Annotated in this window: 10 protein-coding genes; 7 read left to right on the top strand and 3 right to left on the bottom strand. The window is 66.6% G+C overall.

What is annotated here, in order from left to right; all coding sequences use genetic code 11:
* The 7 genes from DPV74_RS35780 to DPV74_RS35810 all read left to right on the top strand — a co-directional run.
* The coding region (locus DPV74_RS35780) for a LysE family translocator (protein ID WP_240440085.1) at window positions 1-359 on the top strand (359 nt) is incomplete at its 5' end.
* Between the two features lie 233 nt (window positions 360-592).
* Window positions 593-1,363, top strand: a complete 771-nt coding sequence (locus DPV74_RS35785) for a ferredoxin--NADP reductase (protein ID WP_027788896.1) — start codon at window positions 593-595, stop codon at window positions 1,361-1,363.
* Window positions 1,364-1,778: 415 nt separating this feature from the next.
* Window positions 1,779-2,594 (top strand): quorum system sensor histidine kinase RqpS, encoded by an 816-nt coding sequence (gene rqpS, locus DPV74_RS35790; RefSeq protein WP_059700434.1) that lies wholly within the window; start codon window positions 1,779-1,781, stop codon window positions 2,592-2,594.
* Between the two features lie 7 nt (window positions 2,595-2,601).
* Complete coding sequence (gene rqpR / locus DPV74_RS35795) at window positions 2,602-3,258, top strand: response regulator transcription factor RqpR (protein WP_021157028.1); 657 nt, start codon at window positions 2,602-2,604, stop codon at window positions 3,256-3,258.
* A 232-nt stretch (window positions 3,259-3,490) separates the two neighbouring features.
* A complete protein-coding gene (locus DPV74_RS35800) occupies window positions 3,491-4,897 on the top strand; it encodes an amino acid permease (RefSeq protein WP_119338901.1) in 1,407 nt (468 codons plus the stop codon).
* 546 nt (window positions 4,898-5,443) lie between these two features.
* Complete coding sequence (locus DPV74_RS35805) at window positions 5,444-5,947, top strand: hypothetical protein (protein ID WP_027788893.1); 504 nt, start codon at window positions 5,444-5,446, stop codon at window positions 5,945-5,947.
* Window positions 5,948-6,157: 210 nt separating this feature from the next.
* Entirely contained in the window at window positions 6,158-7,183 is a 1,026-nt protein-coding gene (locus DPV74_RS35810) for an XdhC family protein (protein ID WP_119338902.1), read from the top strand.
* A gap of 106 nt (window positions 7,184-7,289) precedes the next feature.
* Here the strand turns inward: DPV74_RS35810 and DPV74_RS35815 are convergent, their stop codons facing one another.
* From DPV74_RS35815 to DPV74_RS35825, 3 genes are all read right to left on the bottom strand, one after another.
* The gene (locus DPV74_RS35815) at window positions 7,290-8,024 is read right to left on the bottom strand and encodes a PepSY-associated TM helix domain-containing protein (RefSeq protein WP_059688321.1); all 735 of its coding nucleotides are present in this window, start codon (window positions 8,022-8,024) and stop codon (window positions 7,290-7,292) included.
* A gap of 269 nt (window positions 8,025-8,293) precedes the next feature.
* A complete protein-coding gene (locus tag DPV74_RS35820; protein ID WP_021157023.1) occupies window positions 8,294-8,611 on the bottom strand; it encodes an EscU/YscU/HrcU family type III secretion system export apparatus switch protein in 318 nt (105 codons plus the stop codon).
* A partial coding sequence (locus DPV74_RS35825; RefSeq protein ID WP_162923232.1) for a flagellar hook-length control protein FliK occupies window positions 8,608-9,131 on the bottom strand: 524 nt, incomplete at its 5' end. The genes DPV74_RS35820 and DPV74_RS35825, both read right to left, overlap by 4 nt.

The following is a 9,131-nucleotide window of genomic DNA, read 5'->3' on the forward strand; positions in this document are numbered from 1 at the left end:
GCCGCGACGCGGCACCGGCCGACGCGCCCGACGAACGCGCGCCGCTGGCCGCGCCGCACGCGCGCGACTACCTGCGCGCGTATCGCAGCGGCCTGTTCACGTGCCTGACGAACCCGAAATCGTGCGCGTTCTGGACCAGCGTGTTCGCCGCGATGCTGCCCGCGCACGTGCCGCTGTGGTTCAACGGCGCGGTGCTGGTGACGATCGGCGTGCTGTCGGCCGGCTGGTATTCGTGCGTCGCGTACCTGTTCGCGAGCCCGCGCGCGCAGCGCGGCTACCGGCGCGTGCGGCGCCCGCTCGACGCGCTGTGCGGCGTGGCACTCGTCGGCCTCGGCGCGAAACTCGCGGCCGAGCGCTGAAAACTGAAAGCAGATTGAAATAATTCGTTGCGCCAAATCCGCGCAGCCGCGGGGGTCAAGCCCGCGATCCGCGCCAACAGGGTAAAATAACGAGTTCCTCAATCGTCTGTCATCGAGAAGGCGCGTGTCCGACGCGCCGGCCGGCCGATCCTCGATCGGGCCGTCGCACTCGGTTTTTTGCCCGTTTTTGGGCCCGTTACTCGCGTTCGCTACGCGCGTCCGTTTTCAAAGCCATGAGCAAATACGACACCGCCACCGTCCAATCCGTCCATCACTGGACCGACACGCTGTTCAGCTTCACCTGCACCCGTGAGGCGAGCCTGCGCTTCAACAACGGCGAATTCACGATGGTCGGCCTCGAAGTCGACGGCAAGCCGCTCGCGCGCGCCTACTCGATCGTCAGCCCGAACTACGAAGAGCATCTCGAATTCTTCAGCATCAAGGTGCAGAACGGCCCGCTGACGTCGCGCCTGCAGCATCTGAAGGTGGGCGACACGGTGCTGATCGGCAAGAAGCCGACGGGCACGCTGGTTGCCGACAACCTGCTGCCGGGCAAGACGCTGTGGATGCTGTCGACGGGCACGGGCCTCGCGCCGTTCATGTCGATCATCCGCGACCCGGACATCTACGAACGCTTCGACAAGGTGATCCTGACGCACACGTGCCGCCTGAAGGGCGAGCTCGCGTACATGGACTACATCAAGCACGACCTGCCGGGCCACGAGTACCTCGGCGACATCATCAAGGAAAAGCTCGTCTACTACCCGACGGTCACGCGCGAAGCATTCGACAACGAAGGCCGGATCACCGACCTGATCGCGACGGGCAAGCTGTTCACGGATCTCGACGTCCCGCCGTTCTCGCCGGAAAACGACCGCGTGATGCTGTGCGGCAGCACCGCGATGCTGAAGGACACGACCGACCTGTTGAAGCAGGCCGGCCTCGTCGAAGGCAAGAACAGCGCGCCGGGCCACTACGTGATCGAGCGCGCATTCGTGGACTGATCGATCCCCAGATTTGCGCGCCATCAAGAACCGGAGCGAAAGCTCCGGTTTTTTTTCGTCCCTACTTGGCGAATTCGTAACAAATTGGGATCATCCCATCTCAAATAGTTACATTTGGATACGTCATCGTCCGGCGCTCGGGTGTCAGTGTTTTTCCTACAACACGTTCATTCCGATTATTCACATTTACCCTTAAATGTCCGCCCGACATGACCTTTTCGGAAATTTTGAGATATTATTCGCCGCGCGTGGTTGCCGTTCGGATGAGAGTGGAAGGGTCGGATGCAAGTGTTACAAGACGTAACTTTTGTTACCTCGGCAGGGGGCGATTCTCTGGCGGCGACCGTCTTCGAAACGGCAGCCGATCCACGCAGCCAGCCGGTGTCTGAACCGCTTTCTGACAGCAGGGAGAGTCATGGATACGTCGCTTAACGCGCCTTTGGGCGCCCACGCCCCGTTCCCGTCGCAACAGCTCGTGCCGGGCTGCGCCGCGACTCCGCCCATTACCGACGCCGCGCCGAAACGCGGCGCCTCCGCCGCGCGGATCGCAGCGCTGTCTGCCCAATTGCTCGCCGCCGACGAAGCCGCTCGCCGCCACCTGGCCGGCGAGTTGCATGACGGGCTCGGCGCCGAACTCACCGCCGCGCGTTTCGCGCTCGCAAACGTTCAAACGTGGCTGCCGGCCGACGCGCCGGACGGTTGCCTGCGCGCGCTGGAGCTGGCGCAGCAGGCGCTCGACGCCGCAACCGACGCGAATCGCCGGCTGATCGACGAGCGCGACACGCCGGCGCTCGACGCGGGCGTGGTCGGCGCGTTGTCGTCGTGGGTCGACACCCATGCGGCACGCACGGGCCTGCGCACCAGCTTCGTATGCGCGGCCGATGCGCGCCTGACGCAGGTCGCCGGCGCCGGCGCACTCGCGGTGTTCCGCGTCGCACAGGAAGCGTTGTCGAACGTCGCGAAGCACGCCCGCGCGACGTCGGTCGACGTGCGGATCGTCACCGACGGCACGCATCTGTCACTGATTGTCTCCGACGATGGTACCGGTTTCGCCCGCAGCCGCCGCAGCGGCTACGGTCTCGCCGGCATGCGCGCCCGCTGCGAGGCGTTCGGCGGCAGCTTCGAGACGGCCACGCCGGAAGCCGGCCACGGCACGCGCGTCACCGCGCGCTTCGCCTGGGATTCGCTGCTCGCGGTGCCCGTCACGGCCCGCCGCGCGTCGCTTTCGTGAGGTCGTCATGAGCCTGAACATCCTGCTCGTGGACGATCACGCGATCGTCCGGCAAGGGATCCGCCAGTTGCTGATCGACCGTGGCGTCGCGCGCGACGTCACCGAGGCCGAGAACGGCGGCGACGCCATGGCCGCCGTCGACAAACAGGAATTCGACGCGATCCTGCTCGACATCTCGCTGCCGGACACGAACGGCATCGAAGTGCTCAAGCGCCTCAAGCGCAAGCTGCCGCGCACGCCGGTGCTGATGTTCTCGATGTACCGCGAGGATCAGTACGCGGTACGCGCGCTGAAGGCCGGTGCCGCCGGCTACCTGTCGAAGACGGTCAACGCCGCGCAGATGATCGGCGCGATCCAGCAGGTCGCGGCCGGCCGCAAGTACGTGAGCCCCGCGATGGCCGAGGCGCTCGCCGAATACGTGTCGTTCGAGAACGAGCCGCTGCCGCACGAGAAGCTGTCCGACCGCGAATACCAGACGCTCTGCATGCTCGCGTCGGGCAAGCGGCTCACCGACATCGCGAACACGCTGTCGCTGTCCGTGAAGACGGTGAGCGTGTACCGGTCGCGGCTGCTCGAGAAGATGCGGCTGTCGAACAATGCGGAACTCACGTTCTACGTGATGAGCAACCAGCTCGTCGACATGGCGCCCACGGCCGGCGCCTGATTTCCCCGCCCGGCCCGACTCACCTGACCCGACCCGGCGACGCGGCGCATGCCGCGCCGCCGCCGAGTGCCGTCCGCCGACCGTCCTTTTGGCGCGCAAGCGCTTGTTTTATCGGACTATTTCGCGGAACACCGCTGCGCCGCAGCGAGTCTTGCGCGCCAAATCGGCTAAAATTGCGGGTTTTCACTCAGTCAGCGCTATCGCGCCCGCGCGCGCTGGCGATTCATCCGCAATGTCTCTCTTCCGCAAGAAAAACGTCGATCGCATGATCGCCGGCGCGCAAGCCGCCGGGCTCAAGAAAGCGCTCGGCGCGATCGACCTCACCTTCCTCGGCATCGGCGCGATCATCGGCACCGGCATCTTCGTGCTGACCGGTACCGGCGCCGTGCAGGCCGGCCCCGCGCTGATGCTGTCGTTCGTGATCGCCGCGATCGCATGCGGCCTCGCGGCGCTGTCGTACGCGGAATTCGCGTCGACGATCCCCGTCGCCGGCTCGATCTACACGTACTCGTACGCGACGCTCGGCGAACTCGTCGCGTGGATCATCGGCTGGGACCTGATGCTCGAATACGGCCTCGCGTCGTCGGCCGTGTCGGTCGGCTGGTCGGGCTACCTGCAGTCGCTGCTGCAGGGCTTCGGGCTGACGCTGCCCACCGTGCTGACGGCCGCGCCCGGCGCGGTGCCGGGTGTCGTCACGTGGTTCAACCTGCCCGCGTTCCTCGTGATGATCGTGATCACCACGCTGCTGTCGATCGGGATCCGCGAGTCGACCCGCATCAACAACATCATGGTGTTCATCAAGGTGTCGGTCGTGCTGCTCGTGATCGCGGTCGGCGTGTTCCATGTGACGCCCGCCAACTGGAAGCCGTTCATGCCGCACGGCTGGAACGGCGTGTTCGGCGCCGCGGCCGTGATGTTCTTCGCGTTCATCGGCTTCGACGCGGTGTCGTCGGCGGCCGAGGAAGTGAAGAATCCGAAACGCGATTTGCCGATCGGCATCATCGCGTCGCTCGCGGTGTGCGCGGTGCTGTACGTGACGGTCGCAGCGGTCGCGACCGGCATCGTGCCGTCGGCGCAGTACGCGAACATCTCGCACCCGATCTCGTATGCACTGCAGGTCGCCGGCGAGACGTGGGTGGCGGGCTTCATCGATCTCGGCGCCGTGCTCGGCATGCTGACCGTGATCCTCGTGATGAGCTACGGCCAGACGCGCGTGATCTTCGCGATGTCGCGCGACGGGCTGCTGCCGGCAACGCTGTCGCGCGTGCACCCGCGCTACGCGACGCCGTTCCTGACGACCTGGCTCGTCGGCCTGTTCTTCGGGCTGATCGCCGCGCTCGTGCCGCTCAACGTGCTCGCCGAGCTGATCAACATCGGCACGCTCGCGGCGTTCTCGATGGTGTCGATCGCGGTGCTCGTGCTGCGCCGCACGCACCCCGACCTGCCGCGCGCGTTCCGCTGCCCCGGCGTGCCGGTCGTGCCGATCCTCGCGGTCGCATCGTGCCTGTTCCTGATGCTGAACCTGCAGCCCGTCACGTGGGCCGCGTTCGGCATCTGGCTCGTGATCGGCCTCGTGATCTACTTCCTGTACTCGCGTCACCACTCGAAGCTCGCGCACGGTCGCCACGACGCGCACTGAGCGCCGCCGTGCCGCACGCGGCACGGTGCGCACCCGCGGGGCCGCCATCCGGCCCCGCCCCCTCCTCTCCGCTCCCTCGCCCGTCTCGCCGCCGCGTTGCGTTTCCCGCAACGATTCGCACGGCAGTTCCCGTTTTCATCGGCTGTTTTTCGAATACCGATATATTCGATTCCGATCGACAAATTAATCGATGAAAAATGTAATTCAATTGAATTGAATATGAATAGAAGAAAATAATCTCGCGAACGACATTGAACTCTTTCATCCGCCAAACTAGTATTCAGGTCGGCCGGCCGCACACACCCGCCCAGCCTGCGTCAGACGGGGAATTCGCCGCAGCATGAGCGCAACGCGATGCAATCGGCTTCATCGAATCGCATTTCCATCAAACAGAAATTCATTGCGTGTTCACGAACGAATTTTCAGCATCTTTTTAATTAAAAACATTTAAAACCGGATAATCCGGTCGCTGGTATTGAATTGCCTCCGAGCGGAGGCATGTCGCTGCACCTGTCCGAAGTTCAACAAGAACCAGAGAGGTCTGTCATGAGCAATACATTGGTCAACGTCACGGCGAAGGTCGAAATCAGCGCGACCAACCAGACGATTGCGGGGCTCAGGGATTATCAAAGCAAGAACTGGGCGATCGGGCTGAACGGGGATACGCTCGCGCCGGATGGTTTCCTCACGTTCTTCACGGAACGCAACCTGCCGTTCAGCTACTACGTCCGCGCGCGTGGCGTCTCGGTCGGCGAGCCGAGCGCATACCAGGCGAACATCGAGACGCTGACGCAGCACATCGCCGCGATTCGCGCGTCGGAGACGAACCAGGTCCAGGCGACGATCCGCGAGCTCGAGCTGTACAAGTCGCGGAACTGGGCGATCGGCCTGAACGGCACGACGCTGCAGCCGGACAATTTCCTGCCGTTCTTCGGCACCCGCTCCGTGCCGTTCGAGTATTACGTGCGCAGCGGCGGCGTCGAGCTCGGCTCGCCGAGCGCGTATGACAACAACATCCGCAACCTGACGCAGTATCTGGGCTCGCTCTGACGCATCGCCCCGCCGGGCGGATGTGTCCGCCCGGCAACCTGCCGACGGCCCGGCACGGGCCGTCCCGCCCGCCTTCCCCGCCGCTGCGCGCCTCCCCCGCCCCGTTTTGCGCCTTCCCCCGTCCCTGCACGCTTGTCGCGGCCGGTTCATAATCGCGCCATCGAACGGCAGCCCGCATCGACGGGTGCGCCCGGCAACAGGAAGAAGATGATGGAAAGCGTCGATCTCGATGTATTGAAATCCAGCGCGCGCTGGCTCGAAGAAGGGCGCCGCGTGCTGCTCGTGACGGTCGTGAAGACCTGGGGCTCGTCGCCCCGCCCCGAAGGCGCGATGCTCGCGGTCCGCGAGGACGGGCTCGTGGTCGGTTCCGTGTCCGGCGGATGTATCGAGGACGACCTGATCGCCCGCGTGCATGCGAGCGGCATCGCGGCCGACGCGCGCCCGGAAGCGCTCAAGTACGGCGTGACGGCCGAGGAAGCACATCGCTTCGGGCTGCCTTGCGGCGGCACGATCCAGCTCGTGCTCGAGCCGCTCACGCGCGACAGCGGGATAACCGCGCTGTGCGCGGAAGTCGAGGCCGGGCGCCTCGTCACGCGCACGATGACGCTCGCGACGGGCCGCGCATCGCTGTCACCTGCGCAGGCCGCCGACGGGCTCGCGTTCGACGGCGAGCGGCTCGTGACGATCCACGGGCCGCGCTACCGGATGCTCGTGATCGGCGCCGGCCAGTTGTCGCGCTATCTGTGCCAGATCGCGATCGGGCTCGACTACCAGGTGACGGTATGCGATCCGCGCGAGGAATATACCGATGCGTGGGACGTGCCGGGCACGCGCGTCGTGCACACGATGCCCGACGATACGGTGCTCGAGATGAACCTCGATGCGCGTTCGGCCGTGATTGCACTGACGCACGATCCGAAGCTCGACGATCTCGCGCTGATGGAGGCGCTGAAGACGCCCGCGTTCTACGTGGGCGCGCTCGGCTCGCGGCGCAACAACGCGGCACGGCGCGAGCGGCTGCGCGAATTCGACCTGAGCGAAGCGGAACTGGCCCGGCTGCACGGGCCGGCCGGCATCTACATCGGCAGCCGGACGCCGCCGGAAATCGCGATCTCGATCCTCGCCGAGATCACCGCCGCGAAGAACCACGTGTCGCTGCCGACGATCCTGCAGGTCGAGGGCGCGAAGGCTGCGCGGGAGATCGCGGCGAACAGCGGCGCGGCGTGCGGCCTCTGATCGGCGGGCGGTCGCGCGGGATATGCGGCCGCGACGGGCTAAGCCGACGAAGCCGACGAAACTGACGACAGCACACGCGCCGGCGCCCGGCCGGCGCGCCCGCCGGTCAGGTCAGGCCGGCGGCAAGCGCCGCGGCGACCGAACCGACCACCAGCACGACGCCGACCGTGCGGCGCTTGTTCAGCTCGGTCCACAGCAGCACGCCGGTCAGCGACAGCAGGATCAGCGAGCCCGCGATCGTGTCCATCAGCAGCACCCAGCCGAGATTCATCCCGACGCCGCGATGCAGGTTGTTCAGCGTCGTCAGGAACGTGTTGCCCGTGCGCTTCACCGAGACATAGCCGTTGCCGACCCAGTATTCGGCCTGCAGGTTCTGGTGCGGGCCGAACAGGCCGAACTGCCAGTGCTCCGGCTGCATCACGCGCTTGTCGCCCCACGCAACGGGCTGCGCGGCCTCCTTGCGCATGCGCCCCGGCTTGCCGTCGAAATTCAGCTCGTGCTGCAGCCACTTCGTCATCGCGGCGGGCGTCTTCGGCACCGGATCCGGCAGCGCGATCTGCATCTCCTCGACCTGCGGCTCGCCCGTCGAAATCTTCAGCGGCGGCGCGCGGTGGTTGAGCAGCACGCCCGTCACGCCGAACAGCAGGCCGAGCACCGCGCCCCACAGCCCGACCCAACCGTGCACCTTGCGCAGCCACTTGATGAAGGTCGCGCGGCGCGAACGCTGGCGGCGCGCGGCCAGTTCGTCGTCGCTCAGCGGGCGGGCCGCCGGGTGCAGCACGGTGACGCCCGCGCGGGCAGTACCCGTCTTGGGCGGATTGATCGTTTCGGGCGCGTTCACGCGAAAGGTTCCATTCGTTCAAAACAACGGGCGGCGCGCAAAACGTGCGCGCCGCCCGGGCAGCATGAAAATGAGAATGGATATCATTACACAAACAAACCGGCGGCTCAATCCATCCGGGAGCGTCGCGGCACGCCCGGCAACAGCAAGAAGGCGGGCAAAGCGCGCGCGTTGCGCCACGATGCCGGCCGATAACCGGAAAATGCCGCCCGAATGACCTTGCAAGACCAGGACAGCATTTCGTAAGAAGTCGCGCGATGCCGGGCGATTCAGCGCAGCGGCGGCAGCGGAAAGCGCGGTGTGGTGTCGTCCGGCGCGGGCTCGGTGCGGTCGAGCGCGTACAGCCACGCGAGCAGATCCGCGACCGCCTGGTAGAGCTGCGGCGGAATCCGGTCGTCGAGGTCGACCTGCATCAGCAGCGACACCATCTCCGGCGCCGTATGCACGTACAAGCCCGCATCGTGCGCACGCGCGACGATCATCTCGGCGAGCACGCCGTAGCCCTTCGCGACCACGCGCGGCGCCGCATCGCCGCCCTTCGGATCGTAGACGAGCGCGGCCGCGCGCTTGCGGGACGTCATGCTCATGGCAGCGCCTCGTCGTCGGTATCCGGCGCCTGCGTCGCCGGGCCGCCGGCCGAACCGCGCGCATACGCGGCGGCGGCCGCCTGGGCTGCAAACAGGTCGAAGCCGTCCGGGCCGTCGTCGACCGCGCGGATCGACAATCCTCCCACCCGCAGCCCCGACACCTCGAGCCGCTGCCGCAGCGCGGCCTCGTGCCGCGTGAGGCGGTCGGCGCCCGTCTGGTTCGCGCGCAATCGCGCGACCAGTTGCGTGCCGTTCAGCATCAGCTCCGCGTCGACCGTGCCGAGCGACGGCAACGTCAGCGTCAGGCGCGTGCGCCATGCGATGCCGTCGCCCGGGCCGTCGTCGCCGCGCGGCGCGCGGCTGCCCGGATCGTCCGGCTCGATCGTCCAGTCGAGCCGCGCGCCGGGCCACGCCTCGCCCGTCCAGCGGAACTGGTCGGTCGCAAGCGCGTCGAGCTGCTGCCTGACGAGCGGCACGGCGGCCGGGTGCACGGGCGCCAGCGTCTGCGCCTGGGAGTCGG

The organism is Burkholderia sp. HAN2018, assembly GCF_024704855.1.
Taxonomy (GTDB): domain Bacteria; phylum Pseudomonadota; class Gammaproteobacteria; order Burkholderiales; family Burkholderiaceae; genus Burkholderia; species Burkholderia cepacia.

Bases quoted from the DNA above. Each gene is read 5' to 3' on its own strand.
- DPV74_RS35785 (WP_027788896.1), top strand. From the start codon at position 593: ATGAGCAAATACGACACCGCCACCGTCCAATCCGTCCATCACTGGACC.
- rqpS (WP_059700434.1), top strand. From the start codon at position 1,779: ATGGATACGTCGCTTAACGCGCCTTTGGGCGCCCACGCCCCGTTCCCG.
- rqpR (WP_021157028.1), top strand. From the start codon at position 2,602: ATGAGCCTGAACATCCTGCTCGTGGACGATCACGCGATCGTCCGGCAA.
- DPV74_RS35800 (WP_119338901.1), top strand. From the start codon at position 3,491: ATGTCTCTCTTCCGCAAGAAAAACGTCGATCGCATGATCGCCGGCGCG.
- DPV74_RS35805 (WP_027788893.1), top strand. From the start codon at position 5,444: ATGAGCAATACATTGGTCAACGTCACGGCGAAGGTCGAAATCAGCGCG.
- DPV74_RS35810 (WP_119338902.1), top strand. From the start codon at position 6,158: ATGGAAAGCGTCGATCTCGATGTATTGAAATCCAGCGCGCGCTGGCTC.
- DPV74_RS35820 (WP_021157023.1), bottom strand. From the start codon at position 8,611: ATGAGCATGACGTCCCGCAAGCGCGCGGCCGCGCTCGTCTACGATCCG.